This is a genomic window from Pseudomonas sp. FW305-3-2-15-E-TSA4 (assembly GCF_058787295.1).
The window spans coordinates 1-19,241 of record NZ_JBYSZP010000031.1; the positions used below are offsets into that span (position 1 = coordinate 1).

At 60.9% G+C, this 19,241-nt stretch carries 15 protein-coding genes and 2 pseudogenes; 14 read left to right on the plus strand and 3 right to left on the minus strand.

The window, feature by feature from the left end:
- Positions 1-136: 136 nt before the first annotated feature.
- The gene (pvdQ, locus tag AC3WMV_RS27735) at positions 137-2,482 is read right to left on the minus strand and encodes a bifunctional acylase PvdQ (RefSeq protein WP_103369537.1); all 2,346 of its coding nucleotides are present in this window, start codon (positions 2,480-2,482) and stop codon (positions 137-139) included.
- A 277-nt stretch (positions 2,483-2,759) separates the two neighbouring features.
- On the opposite strand from pvdQ, the gene AC3WMV_RS27740 reads away from it, so the two are divergent.
- Positions 2,760-3,137: a fe2+ zn2+ uptake regulation protein gene (locus tag AC3WMV_RS27740; protein WP_027612026.1), complete on the plus strand. Its 378-nt coding sequence runs from the start codon at positions 2,760-2,762 to the stop codon at positions 3,135-3,137.
- Positions 3,138-3,155: 18 nt separating this feature from the next.
- Here the strand turns inward: AC3WMV_RS27740 and AC3WMV_RS27745 are convergent, their stop codons facing one another.
- Entirely contained in the window at positions 3,156-3,344 is a 189-nt protein-coding gene (locus AC3WMV_RS27745; protein WP_007961862.1) for a hypothetical protein, read from the minus strand.
- Positions 3,345-3,501: 157 nt separating this feature from the next.
- On the opposite strand from AC3WMV_RS27745, the gene AC3WMV_RS27750 reads away from it, so the two are divergent.
- From AC3WMV_RS27750 to AC3WMV_RS27775, 6 genes are all read left to right on the plus strand, one after another.
- Positions 3,502-3,636, plus strand: a complete 135-nt coding sequence (locus tag AC3WMV_RS27750) for a hypothetical protein (RefSeq protein ID WP_256214187.1) — start codon at positions 3,502-3,504, stop codon at positions 3,634-3,636.
- Between the two features lie 264 nt (positions 3,637-3,900).
- The gene (locus tag AC3WMV_RS27755; protein ID WP_027612027.1) at positions 3,901-5,157 is read left to right on the plus strand and encodes an MdfA family multidrug efflux MFS transporter; all 1,257 of its coding nucleotides are present in this window, start codon (positions 3,901-3,903) and stop codon (positions 5,155-5,157) included.
- The gene (locus AC3WMV_RS27760) at positions 5,154-6,284 is read left to right on the plus strand and encodes a LuxE/PaaK family acyltransferase (RefSeq protein WP_103369536.1); all 1,131 of its coding nucleotides are present in this window, start codon (positions 5,154-5,156) and stop codon (positions 6,282-6,284) included. The genes AC3WMV_RS27755 and AC3WMV_RS27760 overlap by 4 nt, the downstream gene beginning before the upstream one ends.
- Before the next feature lies 1 nt (position 6,285).
- On the plus strand, positions 6,286-8,688 hold the full coding sequence (locus AC3WMV_RS27765) for an aldehyde dehydrogenase family protein (protein WP_103369535.1): 2,403 nt from the start codon (positions 6,286-6,288) through the stop codon (positions 8,686-8,688).
- Positions 8,689-8,737: 49 nt separating this feature from the next.
- Positions 8,738-10,027 carry a phenylacetate--CoA ligase family protein gene (locus AC3WMV_RS27770; protein WP_103369534.1) on the plus strand — a complete coding sequence of 430 codons (1,290 nt, stop codon included), beginning with the start codon at positions 8,738-8,740 and terminating at the stop codon, positions 10,025-10,027.
- Positions 10,027-10,950 (plus strand): GNAT family N-acetyltransferase, encoded by a 924-nt coding sequence (locus tag AC3WMV_RS27775; protein WP_027612031.1) that lies wholly within the window; start codon positions 10,027-10,029, stop codon positions 10,948-10,950. The genes AC3WMV_RS27770 and AC3WMV_RS27775 overlap by 1 nt, the downstream gene beginning before the upstream one ends.
- A gap of 48 nt (positions 10,951-10,998) precedes the next feature.
- Here AC3WMV_RS27775 and AC3WMV_RS27780 read toward each other — a convergent pair whose 3' ends face one another.
- Positions 10,999-11,526, minus strand: a complete 528-nt coding sequence (locus AC3WMV_RS27780; protein WP_027612032.1) for a hypothetical protein — start codon at positions 11,524-11,526, stop codon at positions 10,999-11,001.
- 381 nt (positions 11,527-11,907) lie between these two features.
- On the opposite strand from AC3WMV_RS27780, the pseudogene AC3WMV_RS27785 reads away from it, so the two are divergent.
- From AC3WMV_RS27785 to glgA, 7 genes and pseudogenes are all read left to right on the plus strand, one after another.
- Positions 11,908-13,038 (plus strand): annotated as a pseudogene (locus AC3WMV_RS27785) (HAMP domain-containing protein); the annotation flags it as partial.
- A gap of 333 nt (positions 13,039-13,371) precedes the next feature.
- A pseudogene (locus AC3WMV_RS27790) lies at positions 13,372-13,899 on the plus strand (methyl-accepting chemotaxis protein); the annotation flags it as partial.
- Between the two features lie 164 nt (positions 13,900-14,063).
- Positions 14,064-14,510: a DUF411 domain-containing protein gene (locus AC3WMV_RS27795; RefSeq protein WP_103369533.1), complete on the plus strand. Its 447-nt coding sequence runs from the start codon at positions 14,064-14,066 to the stop codon at positions 14,508-14,510.
- Positions 14,510-14,944, plus strand: a complete 435-nt coding sequence (locus AC3WMV_RS27800; protein ID WP_097089622.1) for a YqaA family protein — start codon at positions 14,510-14,512, stop codon at positions 14,942-14,944. Before AC3WMV_RS27795 ends, AC3WMV_RS27800 begins: the two co-directional genes overlap by 1 nt.
- 86 nt (positions 14,945-15,030) lie before the next feature.
- Positions 15,031-16,083: an alpha/beta fold hydrolase gene (locus AC3WMV_RS27805; RefSeq protein WP_103369532.1), complete on the plus strand. Its 1,053-nt coding sequence runs from the start codon at positions 15,031-15,033 to the stop codon at positions 16,081-16,083.
- 13 nt (positions 16,084-16,096) lie between these two features.
- The gene (locus AC3WMV_RS27810) at positions 16,097-17,050 is read left to right on the plus strand and encodes a D-2-hydroxyacid dehydrogenase family protein (RefSeq protein ID WP_103369531.1); all 954 of its coding nucleotides are present in this window, start codon (positions 16,097-16,099) and stop codon (positions 17,048-17,050) included.
- Positions 17,051-17,645: 595 nt separating this feature from the next.
- On the plus strand, positions 17,646-19,232 hold the full coding sequence (gene glgA / locus AC3WMV_RS27815) for a glycogen synthase GlgA (protein ID WP_103369530.1): 1,587 nt from the start codon (positions 17,646-17,648) through the stop codon (positions 19,230-19,232).
- The last annotated feature ends 9 nt before the right edge of the window (positions 19,233-19,241 follow it).

Below are 19,241 nucleotides of genomic sequence, written 5' to 3' on the forward strand. Positions count from 1 at the left end.
CTCCGCCTTTTTCCGGTATCCATTGAATCCTCCTGAAGATTGGTCAGAAGGTGTAAACCTTATTCAGGACGCGACAAGGGCAACAAAAAAGCCGCTGTTCCTGTCAAGGAGCAGCGGCTTTTTCGTTCAGCCTGACTTACTGCGCAGCTACTCCGGCAGTCTTGTCCGTCACCTCGCGAACCGTCTGCACCTGATACTGCGGATCGGCAGCGATCTGCTGCTCAGTGAACGGCAACACACTCCACTGCTTTTTCGAAAACGCCTCGGTCTGATCCCGGGAGTATTTCGACTCAGGGTCACTGGACAGCGAGAACGCCAGCAACCCTTGAGCGTGCGGGCCTTTGTCGTCGAAGGTCACCACTTGCAGGTAGCTGGTGCCGCTGACCACTTCGAGTTTGCCGTCTTCACGCGGCACGCTCTGGATCGCGTTGTAGATCCCCAGCGTTCCCGGCCCGCCGTGAATTGCGGTTTGTTGAGCGCCGCTGCTCGCCACCTGAATATCGCCCCAGCGGGTTTCAGGTTTGAGACCCATTTTCTGCGCAGTGGCAGCCGACGCCAGCAGCGCTTCACGCAGTGCCTTGCTCACGGCCGGTTGCTCGATCGCCAACCCGCGTGGCGTGTGTTGCGGGTCTTTTGGATCGAACGGCACACGCCAGACATCCGGCGACGCTTGCAGCGCCTGCATGATGTTCTGGAAATGCACCAGACCAATGCCCGAATCCAGATTCGCCCGGCCATCCCAACCCTTGAGACTGGCGCAAACCAGCTTCAACGCGGCCGCGTCCGCACCCAGATCCGCAGCGCAGAACTTCAGCAGATCGGGCAGCACCTGAGTCGCCAGATAGACGTTGTCGTCCATCACCATCTGTTGCAGATCCTTCACCGCCAGCGGGCCCTTTTTGCCGAGTGTGTTCAGGCGCTCCAGCGCAAATCTTGATCGCAGGCCCAGCGGCTGGCCGTCCTGACTGATCAGCGGCGAGAACCCGGTCAGCGGTTGTGCCGGGTTCGCCAGCCACGCGGAATCGTTGGAATGCTGGACGAAGTCCTTGCGCAACAGTTGCGGCAGCTGGCTGGCGGCATAGATACCCTTCTGCGCAGCTTGCGGATCGATATCCCAGGCGCAAGCGCTGTTGGAACCGTCGAGCACGATCATCTGCAAGCCGATGCGCGGGTCGCTGCACTTGGCCAGTTTGTCGGCGCTGACGTTCGGCACCACCGACAGGTTCATGTACAGCGTCTGCCCCTTGTCATCCACGGCCAGGGTGTTGACCCAGGGGATGCCCTGAAGCTTGTGCACCGAATCCTGCAGAGCCTTGAGGCTCGACGCCTGGTTCATCGCGTACCACTGCGTCAGCACGCGATCATTGTCCAGGTTGGCGTCGCGCAGGCTGTAGGCGTACTGATGATCCCAGTCGAGTTTGCCCGGCCATTGCACGATCGGGCCGAACTGCGAGCTGTAGACATCGCGCGAGACCGGCACCACCTGACCGTCCGCCTGTTTGACCTGCACAGTGACCGTCTGCTTGTTCAACGGCAGCGACTTGCCGTCGAGCAGGTAGCGGGTCGGGTCTTTCGGATCGAGTTGCAGACGATACAGGGTGAAGTGTTTGGACGAATCCACGGTGTGGGTCCAGGCCAGATGCTGGTTGAAACCGATGTTGATCATCGGCAACCCCGGCAAGGCTGCACCCATGACGTCGAGTTTGCCCGGAATGGTCAGGTGCATCTGGTAAAAGCGCATGCCGCCAACCCATGGAAAATGCGGGTTGGCCAGCAGCATGCCGCGTCCGTTGAACGAGCGTTCGCTGCCGACCGCCACGGCATTGCTGCCGCGATCCAGAGCGAAGCGCTGCAGGCGCGCGTCCGCCAACTGATAGGCCCGGGCATCGCTGCCGAGCTGCGCCGTGGCCTGCGGCGGCGTCGCGCCAGCCAGGGCTTCGGCGAACTGCCCGACACCGCCCTCGACCAACAGGCGCCGAGTGAGTTTGACCAGATCTTCGGCGCGGATATCACGCACCCACTCACCCTGGCACTGTTGCGGCAGACCCTGCTGGCGGCGTTCGGCGAGATAACGGTTATAGCCCGCGGCATAACCTTCCACCAGGTCGCGCACCTGCGCCGGTTGCGCGTCCCAGAACGCCTTTACCGTCGCAGGCGTATTGAGCCAGGTGAAGAACAGGTCGCTGACGCGATTCTCGCGTTGTTCGACGGTGAACTGCTCCGGCCCGAAATAACGCGAGCGCTGGCCATTGACCGTGACGATCTCGTTGGCCAGCAGGCACAGGTTGTCCTGCGCGTAGGCGTAACCAATGCCGAAACCCAGTCCGCGTTCATTTTCCGCGCGGATGTGCGGCACACCAAAGGAGGTGCGGCGGATATCGGCACTGGCTTGTGCAGCGGGACTGAACGCATGGGCGGACAGACTGAGTCCGAGAAACGCACCGGCGAGGGCCAGTCCGGTTAACTGTCGGGAAATAATCACACTCGCTCCTGAACGACAAGACAAGGATCGGCGCTTGCGCCGGATCCACTCTGAAATTGATTCATGCGCCTGGGCGCAAGACGGCTGTTCAGGAAACGAATGCGAGAAAAAAAATTTAGCCCGATTGAGGAAGGTGAAATTCACTGATTACGGGAAAACAACGAATAACCGACAAAATTTCTACATATTTCCTTTCATGATTTGTCGTGCTGAAACGTCTTGTTTACTGAGAGCAGTCAAAACGTTTCCTGATCGGGCTCTGAAAAGGAGTAACCCCATGTACAACTCGCAACTACCAATGGACGGTAGCCAGGCGTCACAAGGAGCTTCCATGAGTTCCCGCGCGAGCAGCTTCGCCCCCAGCCCCGAGCGTCAGGGCAATGAGCGTATTCGTCTGTTGCTGAAAAGCTTCGGCCTGCGCACCAGTCTGATTCGTCTGAAAGTCATCGACGCCCTGCTGGTCGCCGCACAAAGCGATCGACGCCTGGGCGTGCGCGGCGTGCACAGTCAACTGCTGGACCTGGATATTCCGTTGTCCTTTCTCAGCGTGCGCGAAGTGTTGAAGCGTCTATGCGCCGAAGGGGTGGTCACTTTCAACCCGGACAAGAGTTACAGCCTGCATCCACAGGCTGCTGCCGTGCTCAATCACGATTGAAGCGTCCCGCGATCGCCGTCAGGGCTTGACCTTGCGGCGCATCACCCCGTTGATCACCACCACGACCACCGCCACACCCATGGCGATGTACTGGAACATCTTCTGACTGATCATCCCGGCATTTTGCAGCCAGGACAGGCCGAGCATGATCGCCAGCACCGACAGGGCGATCAGGATCGAGTATTTCAAACGTTGCTTCTGGGTCATTGCGGGTTCCTGAAACTTTCAAATGTATCCGGTTTGTATCCGGTTGCATGCCATGCACATACCGTGTTGCGGGGATGGGCCCGGCCGAACGCGGTCTCATGTTACAGCCGATGAAGAGTTTTGGCTTCATGCCGGCGTAACCATGAGGACCTTTGAAATGTTCCGTCGAATCACCTGGCTGATTCCCCTCCTTGCCGTACTGACCTTGAGCGGCTGCATCATTTTCCCCCACGGCGGTTGGCATGATGGCCACCATCGTTATCAGGAAGGCCCCGGTTATTACCATCGATAGAACAGGATCGTTCGCCCGCCGGTGCGCCTGAAATACCGGTCGGGATACCTCACCAGCCTTTTCAATGCCAACCATGCCCGCCCGCCAGCGGGCATTTTTGTTGGCGCGCCAGTGCCTCGCAAATGCCTTTTCGATCAGCCTGCGGGGGTCAGTAAATACGCTGTAAGTATTTGAAATTTCATGTCGCAGCAAAGGATTGGCTGCCGCGACAACTCTGCCTCTAGTCTCTGCGAACTTTTCTCGCTTACTGAAACAGGGATGTTTATGCAGAGAACCTTGATCGTAATGGCGCCCGTGCAGATTATCGGATTCTGCCTGGCCATTACCGCTTTTGAACTGCTCACCTATATGGCCAGCGACATGATCATGCCGGCCATGTTGACGGTGACCGGCGAGTTCAACGCCGATACCCGGCATGTAGCCAACGCCTTCAACCTGTATCTGATTGGCGGCGTTTGCCTGCAATGGCTGATCGGCCCCCTTTCCGACCGTTACGGCCGGCGTCGCTTGCTGTTGCTCGGTTGTGCGCTGTTCGGCCTGGCGTGCAGCGCCGCAGTCATAACGCAGCGCATTGAAGCCTTTAATGCGTTGCGCCTGATCCAGGGCATGGGCCTGGGCTTTGTGGTCGCCGTCAGCTACCCGACCCTGCAGGAAGTGTTCTGCGAGGCCGATGCCGTGCGCCTCATGGCATTACTGGGCAACGTGGCGCTGCTGTCGCCGCTGCTCGGCCCTTTACTCGGCAGCCTGCTGCTGGAATGGCTGAGCTGGCGACAGGTGTTTCTGGGGCTGGCGGCAACGAGTGTGGTTGTCTGGCTCGGTCTGTTTGCCTGGATGCCGGAAACGATCGGCGTCGTGCGCCGTGACGGCCAGCGACAGGCTCCAGCGGCGTTTTCGCTCAGGCAGATCGGCCTGGGTTACCTCGCGCTGCTGCGCAACCGACGATTCATCGGCGCCAGTCTGACACTGGGCCTGATGAGCCTGCCGCTGATTGCCTGGATCGGACTGGCGCCGGTGCTGCTCATGCAACGCCTTGAGCTGTCTGCGCTGGAATATGGCCTGTGGCAAATCCCGGTGTTTGCGGCGGTGATCCTCGGTAATTTACTACTGGATCGATTGCTCGTCGGGCACACGCTCGCCCAGGTGATCGGTCTGGCCCTGTGGCCGTTTTGCCTCGGACTGCTGGGGCTGATCGCTGCTGCCCTGAGTTCGGCTGCGCTGCCATTGGCCGTTTGCGCACTGGCCGTGTATGCACTGGGGCTTGGTATGAGCAACGCCGCGCTGTACCGCCTCGCGCTGTTCTCCAGCGATGCGGGCAAGGGGCTGGTCTCGGCCATGATCGGCATGCTGTCGATTGCCGTGATGGGCAGCGGCGGCTCGCTCATCGCCATCATCGGCGGTGGCTCGAACCTGCAATCCTTTTCCCTGCTCGCCGGCCTCGGCGGCCTGCTGTGCCTGCCCCTGCTCTACCGCCTTCTGCGGCACCCGCCGCGTCCACCACACATCAATAAGGATATTCGATGACTCTGTTCCCCCACAGCGATGCGCTTTGCGCATTGCCGCAGCCCTATTGCCAGGAGGCCGTCCCCAAAGGGCTGTTCAATCTGGCCATGAGCGAAATCACCCGGTTTCACGCTCACCATACGCCCGGTTATGGCCACTGGTTGAACGCCCATGCAATCGCTGTCGATGACCTGGACGAGCTCGACGACTGGTCGCAATTGCCACCGATTTTCGCCAGTTTCTTCAAGCAAGAGATGCTGCTCAGTCCGACGGGCGAAGACGCCATGGAACTGACTTCCTCCGGCACCAGCGGGCAGAAGAGCCGCATGCGCTACGACGCGCGCAGCCTCGGCGCCGCGCAGTACATGGTCGAACGGATTTTCGCCCAATATGGCTGGATTGCCCCGCATGCCCCGTGCAACTACCTGTTGCTCGGCTATGAGCCGGAGCAGAAAAACACCTTGGGCACATCCTTCACCGATCAATTCCTGTGCGGTTTTGCTCCCGCCCATCGGGTGGTTTACGCCCTGCGTCGCAATGGTAACGGCCACCAGTTTGATCTGTTCGGCGTGATCAGCGCCTTGCAGGCCTTTGCCGAAGAAGGTCTGCCGGTGCGCATCTTCGGCTTTCCCGCCTTTCTCTGGGAAACCCTGCAACGCATGCGCGCCACCGGCGTGGCGGACCTGCAACTGCCAGCTGGATCGCTGGCATTTTTCGGCGGCGGCTGGAAAACCCGCGCCGCCGAAGAAGTCCCCAGACAAGCCTTGTATGCACGGATCCAGCAACAACTGGGCATCGCTACCCAAGACTGTCGCGACGGTTACGGCGCCGTCGAACACGCGGTGCCTTACGTCGAATGTGCCCACCATCACTTTCACGTACCGGTCTACGCGAAAGTGTATGTACGCAGCCCGGTGGATTTTTCGGTCTTGCCCTATGGCCAGCGCGGCCTGCTGAGTCTGGTCTCGCCCTACATTTCCTCAAGCCCGGCCCATGCCGTGGTCATGAGCGATCTGGCCACGCTGCATCCCGGCACCCGTTGTGCCTGCGGTCTGGCCAGCGACTGGTTCCAGTTGCACGGCCGCGCCGGCACCACAGCCGCGAGGAGCTGTGCCATGGCCGCGTCCGAACTGCTGGGGAGGCACTGATATGTACCTGATCAACGGTCAGTTGCACACCGAGTGCAGCCTCGACAGCGCCTTGCACCAACTTCAGCTGGAGTTGCCACGAAGGCTGCAGATTCCACTGCAAACCAGCACGCTGCTCGCCACTGCCAAGGCCTTCGCCGAACGTCTGCAACAAGAAGAAACGGAACTGCCACTGGCTCCCGGTCAGCGCGAGGCACTCATCGATTTCTGCCAGCCTGCCGCCCTGCAAGCCAAGCTGGATCGTGAGTTGGGCTTGCGCCCCGTTTCGCTGCGTCGCATCGACTATCGACAGTCACGCTTCGAGCGCTGGAGTCCGCTGGGCCTGGTGGTGCATATCACTCCGGCCAACGCGCCGCTGCTGGCGTTCTGTGCGGTGGTCGAGAGTCTGCTGAGCGGCAACGTCAACTGGCTGCGTCCCAGCAGCAGTGACGCTGGCTTCACCGCGCGCCTGCTTCAGGCGTTGGTTGCATGCGACCCGAGCGGACAACTCAATGGTTACGTGGCGGTGCTGCCGACCCGCACCGAACAGATCGGTCAGTTGTGCAAGCACGCCAACGGTGTCGCGGCGTGGGGCGGCGAAACCGCGCTGCAAGCCATCCGCCAGCAGATCCCGCCAGGCTGTCGCTGGATCGACTGGGGGCACCGCATCAGCTTCGCCTACCTGACCCCAGACGCGGCATCGCCCGCCGTCCTCGATGCGATTGTCGATGAAGTCTGCCGCCTCGATCAGCAAGCCTGCTCCAGCCCGCAGTGGTTGCTGGTGGACAGCGACGACGCGAGCGTACTGAACGATATCGGGGAGCAACTGGCCGCCGCGTTCGAACGCCGTGCCGGACAATGGCCGGCCCTTGCGCCGACGCTTGAAGAGGCTTCGCAAATCACCACCTGCACGGCGATGGCCCGGCTGGCCCAAAGTTTTGCCGGGCAGACCGGTCGGGTCTGGAGTGCGTCGGGCTGGCGGGTGATCTGGAGTCATGATCGCCAGCTCGAACCTTCTGCGCTGTTTCGCAGCCTGTTGCTCAAACCCCTGCCCCGCGAGCGGCTCAGCGCCACGTTGCTGCCCTGGCGCAACGTGCTGCAGAGCTGCGCCTTGCTGTGCCCCGAGGCGCAGATCGCCGAACTGGCGCAAACGCTGATTGCCGCCGGTGTGACGCGCATTACCCCGATCGAGACTATTCACGATGGCTACGACGGCGAACCCCACGACGGTGTTTATGCGCTGCAGCGCCTGAGTCGACGCGTATCGGTCAGTCTGCCGGCGAACATACTGACCAGCCACTCCACGCTTGATCAGCTGCCTGCCCCACCACCACTCACCGGACTGGCGATCATGGACAAGGGACAATTCGTCCGCCAGCCGCCGAATTCAGCGGCGCAGCTGTACTTTCGCTCCGGCGGCAGCAGTGGCGCACCCGTGCTTTCCGGCTTCAGTTACCACGACTTCCAGCGCCAGATGCAGGCGGCCGCCGATGGCTTGCTCGCAGCCGGACTGGACCCGGCGCAGGACAGGGTCATGAACCTGTTTTTCAGCGGCGGACTGTACGGCGGCTTTTCCAGTTTTGCCAAAGTACTGGAACAACTGCAGGCCCGACACTGGCCGATGGGCGCCCCGGCGGACGACGATTACCACGAGATCGCGCAGATGATCGAGGCTCAACGGATCACCGTGCTGATCGGCATGCCCGGCACCCTGCACCGGTTGTTTATCAACGAACAACAAATACTGCGGCGCTATGGTGGCGTCGCCAAGGTCTTTCTCGGTGGCGAACACCTGAGTGAGCAAACCCGCGAGCTCTTGCAAAGTTGCGGCGTCAGCCTGATCCGCTCGGCGATTTACGGCAGCGTCGATGCCGGCCCCTTGGGGCATGCCTGCCGGGCCACGGCAGATGGTGTGTTCCATCTGATGAGCGACATCCAGCACCTGGAAATTGTCGATTTTGAACACGACGCGCCGGTCAGTGACGGCGAATCCGGTCGTCTGCTGGTGACCTCCCGTGGGCGTCAGGGCCAGTCCGTGCAGCGCTATGACATTGGCGACAGCGGACGCTGGTTACCCGGCCCGTGTGCCTGCGGTCTGACCTCGCCGCGCTTCGAACTGCTGCAACGCCACGGCAACCTGCTGCGCATCGGCACCGATTTCATTTCGCTGGTGATCCTGGAGCAGCATCTTCAGGCGCCGTTTCAACTGGTTCTCGATCATGGCTCTGACGGCCTGGAGCGCATGCGCCTGCGCTGCCCTCTGGAACCGGCCGAGACCCATCGACAGCTGCAGAATTATTCGACGCTGATCACGCTGGTGCAGACCGGTTTGCTCACGCTGGACGTCGAGCAATGTGCCGTCGAGCAGTTCGCCCGAAACCGGCACAGCGGCAAGACTCCCCTACTGATTGATACGCGCCGCTGACAGCAGCTATCTGCACGCGGCCCATCGCCACTTCATACAAGAAAAAATCATGAACACGATCGTTGAATTGAACAATTTGCTCGGTTACACCCGCCAACATTCGGCCTATTGCCGCGAACACTTCAAAGATGTCGCGGCCCCCATCAGCGCTTTGACCGAACTGCCCCTGATCGACCCTGAACAATACTGGCGTGACAGTCAGCATCCGCATCAATGGCCAGTGTTGTCAGGCCCGCTGGAAGACGCGATGGTCTTCAAGACCGGGGGCACCACCGGCTCAGGAAAACTCTCGCTGTTCACCCGCGCAGAATGGCAAACACTGGTACGCGATTTCGGCAGCCACCTCACGGCGCAACTGAACCCCGGCGACCGGGTCGCCAATCTGTTCTTCGTCGGCGACCTGTATGCCAGCTTCATTTTTCTTCACGACGCGCTGGCACATGTCCAGACTCCCGTCAGCGAATTTCCCTTCACCGGGGCCGTCGACAGCGCCGTACTGGCCGAGTCGATCCTTGCGTACCGGATCAATGTGTTGGCCGGTCTGCCGGCGCAAATGCTCAAATTCGCCGCCTGGCTTGAGCGCGAGTCACGGATCCTGGAGGGCGTCGAAACCCTGCTCTACGGCGGCGAAAGCCTGTTCGCCGCCCAGTTGCAAACGCTCCAGCGGGTGTTCCCGAACGCACGCATTGCCTCCATCGGCTACGCCAGCGTCGATGCCGGACTGATCGGCGTCAGCACCCGCGATTGCAGCTTGGGCGAACACCGGATGCTGGAGCGGCACAGCGTGCTGGAGATCATCGATGAGGTGAGCGGTGCCGTCATCGAAGAGTGCAACCGTAATGGCAGGCTGGTCCTGACCAATCTCACCCGGCGCCTGATGCCGGTGATCCGCTATCCGGTCGGCGACCTCGCCTGCTGGCGTGAACCGGCGGGGACGCCGATGCGCAAGTTCGCCCTGATGGGCCGCAGCATGAACAGCCAGCGCGTGCGGGTGAGCGTGTTGAGTCTGGATACCGGTGATATCGGCGAGCTGGTGCGCAAGATCGCCGCCAGCGATGACTGGCAACTGCTCATCGAACAGCGAGCAAGCAAAGATCTGCTGAGCCTCAAGTGGGTACCCTGCACGCGAACGGCTGACATCAGCCAGGCAAGCTCAACCCTGCACCGTGCGCTGATCGACCAATACCCGTTGATCGAGAAGCTGCAGTTCGATCAATTGCTGGAGCTGAACGTGATCGCCTGTGCGAACGATGAACTGACCTGTCATCCACGCTCCGGCAAACATCAGCGGGTCGTGGATCGACGGGTTTATGACCATCCGCAGCAGGGACAAGCGTGATGGACACGACAATCATCCGCCGCTATCGCGTCGCCGATGCGCCGGCAGTCAGCCGCCTGTTCGAAGAAATCTACGGCGTTCATTATCCTCAACCCCACGTGTATCTGCCCTGGATGATCAGCCAGAACCACAGTGACGGTCGCTGGCACTCGCTGGTAGCGGTGGTAAACGAGCATATCTGCGGGCACGCCACGTTGTTTCGCCAATCTGGCCGAAGCGCACTGGCGGAGCTGGCACTGACCGTAGTGCACCCGGACACTCGCGGGCAAAACATCGCCACCCAGTTGGGCCAGCAGTTGCTGATTCATGCACAGGCGCTGGATTGCCGAGGCGTGACGATCAAACAGGTCACGCACCACCCGTATACGCAGCGCATGGCCGCCGGCCTGGGGTTTCACAGCTGTGGTCTGTTGCCCGATTACGCGCCTTCGCCGTTCGGTGGAACAGGGCGGGAGACGATTGTGGTGGGTCACTGCAGCATCGACGGTTATCGGCGCCCGCTGCCGGCACTCGCCTGGCCGCAGGATTGCCGCGAGCTGATGTCGCGTCTGGAGGCGGTGTTTGGTACCACCGACCATACCGTGCCATGGAAAGGCCCGAAGATCCGCTTCGATCACGTATCCGGGCGCTACGACCTGCTGCTCAAGGCCCTCGATGACAACCTGCTCGAGCAATTGGGACAACTGCCGGCGCACTGGCTGATTTCGATCAGACTCAGACTCGCCCAAGGGTTTTCCAGCGCGCTGCGCAAACTGGCCGATGCCGGTTTCGCTTTCACCGGGATTGTCCCCGATGACCACAGCGACGGCTGGCTTGCCCTGTTTCATCGTGGCTACCAGGCCTCCACGCTGAGTCTGCACTGTCCACACATGCAGCACCTGCAGGATCAGGCGCAGCAGGCCGGCGAAAGGTATCAGGACTAAAAACGAAAACGGCCCACCCAATCAATGGGTGGGCCGTGGGTGACCGGCTCAGGCCTTGGACTTGACGCCTTGATCCACCGGTTTCGCCGCGTTGCCTTCACCGTAGGTTTTCAGGTTCTGCAGCACATAGATCGCCTTTTTGTATTCAGGGATCAGGTTCTTGCCGTAGGCATTGCCATTGAGGCCATTGTTCTGAATGGCGTCGAGCTGGGTGGCGAAATACTCCAGCGCATTGAATTTTGCATCAGGGTCTTTGGTCACGCCGAAACGGTCGAACTTGTCGCCGGCATTGAGCAATGTAAAGGAGGTGATGTCGGAAATCAGCCCGCGTTCACGCAGAAAAACACTCAGATTGCTCAGTTGCTTGACCGAGACATTCGCCGGATCGAACCCCTTGATATTTTTGCGCAGGCCCTGCTTGTCCATTTCGGCAGTGTTCAGCGCGGTCGGATTGGTGCCGACCTTGGCGAGCATCTGCTGCACCTTGAGGCTTTGCTTGACCTCCTTCTTCGCGCCTGTATTGCGAACCAGCACCCCTGCCTTGCTCTCCCAGCCGCCGACAATGCCGATCGTCATGAGAAGACTCCCTGTGAAATAACCATGAAATGTCCTTGCTGGACTACTTGAATGCCGGGAAGTATCTACCGGCGAACTGGTGGCACCAACCCTTTTAGTGCGGTCGCTTACAATTTTTGTACATTCTCGATACAAATTGCCAGAAGCTCACTGTGTCGCGGCTTCATGGCAGTTTGACGATTGCTTGCGATGCTTTTTTTTTGCTCGCTGACGAGAGGGTCAAGCCATTTGTATCGGAGTCGACACGCACCTTCCGTCAGCCTGACACTTTCTTGCACCAAAGTACTTAAAGCTTCCCCGTTCGCCGACGATACGCTGGTGTGACCCCGCCGTTTTTCCCTCGACCCCACAATAAGAATCGCAGCTCAAGGACCGGTATCCATGCCCGCATTCCGCACCATTCAGGCTCGCTACACGTTATTTCTGGTTCTGTTCATCCTGCTGCTGTCGGTGCTGACCGTGGTCGGTATCAGCCAATTGGTTGCCCCCAAGCTGCGGCATACCGAAGAACAGGTGGTGCTCAACCGGATTGCCGAAGTCGCCGAACAGATTCAGGGCGAACTGAACAAAGTCCAGGCTCAGCAGCGCAGCATCACCCAGACCATTCCGCTGCTCGACAGCGCGGCCATCGACACAGTGTTGCCGGGCCTGGTGGATCAATACGGCGAGCTGAAAGTCTTCGGTGGCGGGATCTGGCCACTGCCGGGTCAGCGTGAGGCCGGGCGCAACAAGTTCAGCACGTTCTGGCACCGCGACGCCTCGGGCAAACTGGCGGTGAATACCTTCTGGAACAGCGACGCGGCGCCCAACTATTACGACCAGAGCTGGTACAAGGGCGGCATGCAGACCCCGCGCGGCCAGTGCGCCTGGGCCGCTGCCTATAAAGATGACGCGAGTGCCGAGCCGCGCACCAACTGCGCCATGGCGATCCAGAAAAACGGTGCAGCGTGGGGCGTGTCGACCATCGACGTGACGCTGGGCTTCTTCAACGATCTGGTGGCGCGCAAGGAAAAAGACCTCAACGCCGAAATGCTGATCGTCGAGGCCGACGGCAAGATCATCAGCAACAGCTCGCGCATCAGCGGCCCGATCGTACTGAAGAACATCAGCGAACTGGCCGCCGGTTCGACCTTCGCCAGTCAGGTCAAGGCCGGCCTGCAGAACCGCGATCAGGCGCAACGCGTCGAGTTCGACAACAACGGCGAAGCCAGCACCTTCTTCATGCGCCCGATCGAAGGCACGCCGTGGTTCCTCGCCACCGCCCTGCCAACGAAAATGCTCACCGCCCAGCGTGACGACGTGCTCAGCAGCCTGAGCCTGTTGCAGATTCCGCTGGTGATCCTGCTGGTGTTGTTGCAGGTGTATGCGATCCGCCAACTGGTGTCGCGGATGAAAGCGCTGAAGGCCAACATCGACTTGCTGTCCAGCGGCGATGCCGACCTGACCCGGCGCATCACCATCCGTGCCGAAGACGAACTGGGCGCCATCGGCCACTCGGTCAACACCTTTATTGCCTACCTGCAGAACATGATCGGTGAAGTCACCCAGGCCACCGGCGCCATGGCTTCGAGCCTGGACGACCTGCAGCGTACGTCGGCCAACACCAGCCAGATTCTGCTGCGCCATGCATCGGAAACCGATCAGACCGTTACCGCCATCACCGAAATGAGCTCGACGGCCGAAAGCGTCGCGCAGAATGCCGCTGAAACCGCTGCGTTCACCCAGCGCGCCAACGAAAACGCCGATCGCTCACGGGTGGTGGTCGGTGAAGCGACCAACAGCGTGGTGGCCTTGATCGACGAAGTGGCCAGCGCCACCCAGAAAGTCGAGAGCATGCAGCAGGACGCGCAGCGCATCACCGAGATTCTCGGGGTGATCGGCGCAATCGCCGGACAGACCAACCTGCTGGCGCTCAACGCCGCCATCGAAGCCGCCCGGGCCGGTGAACAGGGTCGCGGCTTTGCCGTGGTCGCCGACGAAGTCCGCGCCCTCGCCGCTCGCACCCAGGCCAGCACCTCGGAAATCAACGAGATGTTGACCCGCCTGACCCAAGGCGTGAGTTCCTCGGTCAGCGCCATGGAAAACACTCAGGCCAGTTGCCAGTCCGCCGCTGACGCCACGGCGCGGGTCAACTCGGGTCTGGATGAAATGGCCGGTTCGGTCAGCCACATCAACAGCCTCAGCACCCAGATCGCTACCGCTGCCGAACAGCAGAGTGCGGTCACCGAAGAGATCAACCGCAGCATGGTGCAGATCCGGCACATGGTCGAAGAACTGGTGCACAGCGGCCAGGCCAGCGAACTCAACACCCGCCAGTTGCTGGAAGCCAACAACCGGGTGAGCGCGATCATGGGGCGGTTCAAGGTTCGTTGAGCCTGACAGATTTGTAATCTCCCGTTCAGCAGGCTGTCAGGCTTGATCCAGGATCATCCTGCCAGCCTGCCTTGTATCAACTTGAAACACTCCGTTGATGCCCGGCAGGATAATCCGGTCAAAATACTTTCCTTTTTGACCGTCATCCTTGTCGAGAGCCCACCATGCGAACCTCCCTGCGACTGGCCGCCCTCAGCGCCCTGCTCCTGTCCTCCCTGGCCCAGGCCGCCGAGCTGATCCCGATCGAAGTGCACCGCGACGCCAATTGCGGCTGCTGCAAGAAATGGATCAGCCACCTCGAAGCCAATGGCTTCAAAGTCGAAGACCATGTCGAAAGCGACATGAGCAGCTTCAAGCAGCAACACGGCGTGCCACCGCGCCTGGGCTCGTGCCATACCGCGCTGATCAACGGCAAGTTCGTTGAAGGCCATGTGCCGGCGGAACAAGTGCTGGCCCTGAGCAAGCGTGACGATCTGCTGGGTATCGCCGCGCCGGGCATGCCCATGGGGTCACCGGGCATGGAAATGGACGGCATGAGCGATGCCTATCAAGTGATCGGCCTGAAAAAGGACGGCACGGATGTGGTGGTGGCGGACTACCCGGCGCATTGATGGCTGCCGGTTACGTCGGGCTGTTCGCGGCGGCGTTCGGCGCTGCGACGCTGTTGCCGCTGCAATCCGAAGCGCTGCTGGTCGGGCTGATCGCCAGCGACCGTTACTGGCTCTGGGGCCTGCTGGGCGTGGCGACGCTGGGCAATGTCCTCGGTTCGCTGGTCAACTGGTGGCTGGGGCGCGGCCTCGAACGCTTTCAGGATCGACGCTGGTTTCCCGTCAGCCCGAACCACATGGCCACTGCGCGCAAACACTACGAGCGCTATGGTCACTGGTCGCTGCTACTGAGTTGGCTGCCGGTGATCGGTGATCCGCTGACCCTGATCGCCGGCGTCATGCGCGAGCCGCTCGGGCGCTTTCTGCTGATCGTCACGCTGGCCAAAGCTGCGCGTTACGCCGTGGTGGCGATGCTGACCCTGGGCTGGCTCGGTTGAACATTCCGGCCATGGCGTTGCCTGTGGTTAACGTCGCCCTAATCCGGGCGTTCCAGCATCGGCCGATTTCCATGGAGTTTGCCCTTATGTCCGTCACGCTATCCCGCTGGCTGCCCGGCCTGGTCCTGACTGCTGCGCTGCCGCTGTTCGCCCACGCTGCCGCGCCCACTGAAACTGCACCCGCCGATGGCCAGACCTATGGCCCGGAGCTGCAAGGTTTCCAATACCCCTACACGCTCAAACACTTTGCCTTTCAGTCCCAAGGTAAATCCCTGCAAATGGGCTACATGGACGTCGCCGCTCACGGCAAGGCCAACGGGCGCACCGTGGTGCTGATGCACGGCAAGAACTTTTGCGCCGCCACCTGGGACAGTTCGATCAAGGCCTTGAGCGAGGCCGGTTACCGGGTCGTCGCGCCGGATCAGATCGGCTTCTGCACCTCCAGCAAACCCGACCACTACCAGTACAGCTTCCAGCAACTGGCGACCAACACCCAACAGTTGCTCAAGGCCTTGGGCATCCAGAAAGCCACCCTGCTCGGCCATTCCACCGGCGGCATGCTCGCCACTCGCTACGCGCTGCTGTTCCCGGATCAGGTCGAACAACTGGCGCTGGTCAATCCGATCGGCCTGGAAGACTGGAAAGCCCTCGGCGTGCCGTACCGCACCGTGGATCAGTGGTATCAGCGCGAACTCAAAGTCACCGCCCAAGGCATTCGCGACTACGAGCGCAACACCTATTATGACGGCCGCTGGAAACCCGAATTCGACCGCTGGGTCGACATGCTCGCCGGCCTGAGCAATGGCCCGGGCAAAACCCAGGTGGCGTGGAACTCGGCGCTGATCTACGACATGATCTTCACCCAACCGGTGTACTACGAGTTCAAGGACCTGAAGATGCCGACCCTGCTGTTGATCGGCACGTCCGACACCACGGCCATCGGCAAGGACCTCGCGTCCCCCGAGGTCAAGGCGAAAATCGGCCACTATGAGGTGCTCGGCAAGCAGGTCGCCAAGCTGATTCCACAATCGACACTGGTGGAATTCCCCGGCCTCGGCCACGCGCCGCAGATGGAAGAACCGGCGAAGTTTCACCAGGCCTTGCTCGGCTGGCTGAACAACACCAATCCCGTTCGTTGATGAGGTAAGGCTGATGGCGGTGCAGATTGCAGTGATCGATGACTGGCAGGACGTGGCACGGGACGTGGTCGACTGGTCGGTGCTCGACAGCATTGGCGAAGTGACGTTTGTGCATGACTACCCGGCAGACAACGCCACACTGGCCGAGCGACTGGGCCAGTACCAGGTGATCTGCGTGATGCGCGAGCGCACGCGTTTCGATCAGGACCTGCTGCAGCGTCTACCGAACCTCAAGCTGCTGGTCACCGGCGGCATGCGCAACGCGGCGCTGGACATGCAGGCCGCCGCTGGCCTCGGGATCAAGGTCTGCGGCACCGACAGCTACAAACATGCGGCGCCAGAGCTGACCTGGGCGCTGATCATGGCCGCCACGCGCAATCTGCTGAACGAAGCCAACTCCCTGCGCGCCGGTGGCTGGCAGCAAGGGCTGGGCGGTGATTTGCACGGCAAGACCCTGGGCATTCTCGGTCTGGGCAGCATCGGCCAGAAGGTCGCGCAATTCGGTCAGGTATTTGGCATGCGCGTGATTGCCTGGAGCGAAAACCTCACCGCTGAACGCGCTGAAGCAGCCGGGGTGACCTGGGTCAGCAAGCAGGAATTGTTCGAACAGGCCGACGTGCTATCGGTGCATCTGGTGCTCAGCGAGCGCAGCCGCAGGCTGGTCGATGCGCAGGCGCTGGACTGGATGAAAAACACCGCGCTGCTGATCAACACCGCGCGCGGGCCGATCGTCGATGAGGCGGCGCTGATCAAGGCGTTGCAGAAACAGAAGATCGCCGGCGCGGCGCTGGATGTGTTCGATCAGGAGCCGCTGCCTGAACTGCACCCGTTTCGCACATTGGACAATGTGCTGGCCACGCCACATGTGGGGTATGTCAGCCGGCAGAACTATGCGCAGTTCTTTGCGCAGATGATCGAGGATATTCAGGGGTGGGCCGCCGGGAGCCCGCTGCGCCTGTTGAATTGATCGCAACATTTCGATTGCGGTGAATTGACTGACGCCTTCGCGAGCAAGCCCGCTCCCACATTGGAAATGCGTCGTACACAAATCAACTGTGGGAGCGGGCTTGCTCGCGAAGGGGCCTTAATAGACAACACATCAACAAACTGCCCGCACCACAACAGTGCGCCCTCCCTTTGCACTAGCACGAAATCGTGACCGATCAGTCACCGTTTTAGCCCTCTCCCTCAAAAAAACCTGCCCTTCGTCGGTGCGTTCCTGCTTGAACACCACGGATTTCGCTGCCTGCAAACCGATTGTCGAACAATTTACCCGTTTGCTCTCGCCCGCTCTAGGATCTGGCCTAGACTGACTTTCGCGGATTAAAACCGGCCAGTCACAAACCCGAAAAATTGTCGAAACTTTTGCAGATGGCGGCGGGTCATCTGAAAGGCAGGGTCAACGCGACTGGTGCAATCCTTGCAACGGCCCCTTCACCCATTCTGCTTGCACGTGTTGGGTAGCGTTTGCTCACCGATGCGTGGCGCGTTTGCGCCCGGCCACAGGATTTGGCCACAGCTTGTTCGATACAAGAATCAGATCAACGACACGGGAGATTCATATGATCAGTGCGGCATTGGATATTCAGGGAGAGCGTGCTCAGCAGGCGGTTGGTGAATCGAGCACGGTGAGTCTTCCCGGCAGCCGGTCGATCAACGTCCCGGGCACCAAAACGCTGACGCCGGTCGCCAGCCAGAATCCCAACAAAAAGAAAGTGTTGTTCGTCACCTCGGAAATCGCCGATCTGGTGAAGACCGGTGGTCTGGGGGACGTCTCCGCCGCCCTGCCCCGCGCCATGGCGCACCTGCACGATGTGCGCGTGTTGATCCCCGGTTACCCGCAGGTGATGCACAGCGAGAACCCGATCCACATCATCGGCGAACTCGGCGGGCATGCCGCATTGCCTCCGTGCAAGATCGGCCGTATGGACATGCCGGACGGGCTGGTGATCTACGTGCTGATCTGCCCCGAGTTGTATGAGCGTGAAGGCTCGCCGTACGGTGCCAACAACGGTCGCGACTGGCCGGACAACCATATTCGTTTCGCCCGCCTGGGCCTGGCCGCTGCCGACATCGCCGCCAACCTCGCACAAATTCACTGGTGCCCGGATCTGGTGCACGCCCATGACTGGCCCGCTGGCCTGGCCCCTGCCTATATGCACTGGCGCGGGCAGCGCACGCCGACCCTGTTCACCATTCACAACCTCGCCTATCAAGGCGTGACCAGCCTCGGCTCGTGCCCGGAGCTAGGTATTCCGACCCACGCCCTGCAACAGGAAGGCATGGAGTTCTACGGCAAGATGTCGTTCCTCAAGGCCGGCATGGCCTATTCGAGCCACATCACCACGGTCAGCGCCACCTACGCGCAGGAAATCACCACCCCGGATTTCGGCTGCGGTCTCGACGGTTTTCTCGCCGCCAAGACCCAGCAAGGCTTGCTCAGCGGCATCCCCAACGGCATCGATGAGAGCTGGGACGCCGCGACTGATCCACACCTGTTCGCGCCGTTCGCCATCGGCGACTGGGAAGGCAAAGCGGTGAACGCCGCCCACGTGCGTGAACTGTTTGGCTTGAACGATTCCAGCGGCCCGCTGTTTGCCGTGGTCTCGCGTCTGGTTTATCAGAAAGGTCTGGACCTGACTGAAGCCGTCTCCGAATACATCGTGCAGAACGGTGGCCAGATCGCAATCATCGGCCGTGGCGAGCCGGAAGAAGAACAGGCCATGCGTGAACTGGCGCTGCGCTTTCCCGGGCAGATCGGCGTGCGCATCGGCTTCAATGAAACCGACGCCCGGCGCATGTTCGCCGGCAGCGATTTCCTGTTGATGCCGTCGCGCTATGAACCCTGCGGCCTGAGCCAGATGTACGCCCAGCGCTTCGGCTCGTTGCCGGTGGCGCGCAATACCGGCGGCCTGGCCGACACCATCGAGAACGGCGTCACCGGTTTCCTCTTCGACGAATCCACTGTCGAGAGCTACCGCGAAGCCCTGAGCCGCGCGTTCAAGGTCTTTGCCTTTCCCGAACTGCTCAATGCCATGCGTTGCCGAGCGATGGCCGCGCCGTTCAACTGGTGCAAAGCGGTCGAACCCTACGCCGAACTCTACGAACAACTGGTCGCCAAGGCGCTGGGTAAAGCCGGCCACAAATAACTCAGGGAG